The sequence below is a fragment of the Methanobrevibacter thaueri genome (genome assembly GCF_003111625.1).
In the GTDB taxonomy this organism is placed as follows: domain Archaea; phylum Methanobacteriota; class Methanobacteria; order Methanobacteriales; family Methanobacteriaceae; genus Methanocatella; species Methanocatella thaueri.
The window spans coordinates 1-718 of record NZ_MZGS01000003.1; the positions used below are offsets into that span (position 1 = coordinate 1).

General features: G+C 36.4%; 1 tRNA gene and 2 rRNA genes. All 3 read right to left on the bottom strand.

The annotated features are described in order from the left end of the window. Positions 1-112, bottom strand: a 23S ribosomal RNA gene (locus MBBTH_RS00050); the annotation flags it as partial. 330 nt (positions 113-442) lie between these two features. Next, positions 443-516, bottom strand: a tRNA-Ala gene (locus MBBTH_RS00055). 82 nt (positions 517-598) lie between these two features. Then, positions 599-718: ribosomal RNA gene (locus MBBTH_RS00060) — 16S ribosomal RNA — on the bottom strand; the annotation flags it as partial.

Genomic DNA, 718 nt, shown 5'->3' on the forward strand with positions numbered 1-718 from the left:
ATCTTGGGTTCAAAGGATGTATGCTCCTCGCCCAAGCTTATCGCAGCTTACCACGACCTTCATAGGCAACTCAAGCCAAGCCATCCCCCAGATAGCACAAGTAGCAAAATTTTAAACAACAATTAAAATAATTTAGCAAACTATACTATTGAAATAATCAATCTAATACACAAGAAAAAAGTCTAATTAATTTTTATCCATTAAGAAGAAAAAAACCATTCCAAAACGGATAGTCTCATTCTAACAAATAATGTCTAAAAAAGAATTAACTTTTATAATAATAAAAGATCTTCTTCTTCAAATAACACATAAACTAACAACAATCTGGTTAGTTAGTGCCAGTTAGGGTTACTTATGCACGGAAAATTATAACAAATTTTCCCTTCACATCAGTTTTCACTAAAACGATGCTGCACTAATAAAAAATACATAAAGTATTAAGTGGACCCACCGGGATTTGAACCCGGGGCCTCTGCCTTGCAAGGGCAGCGCTCTCCCAGTCTGAGCTACGGGCCCAAAATATTGATTTTGTAGAAAACTGGTAATCAGTTCAATTGTGTAAATCATCTACTACACACAAAAATAGTATTTAAGTATTAGGAGGTGATCCAGCCGCAGGTTCCCCTACGGCTACCTTGTTACGACTTCACCCTCCTTAAAAAACCTAGATTCGAATATAACAAAACATTACATCCTCATCCAAGCCCTTTTTGGGTGG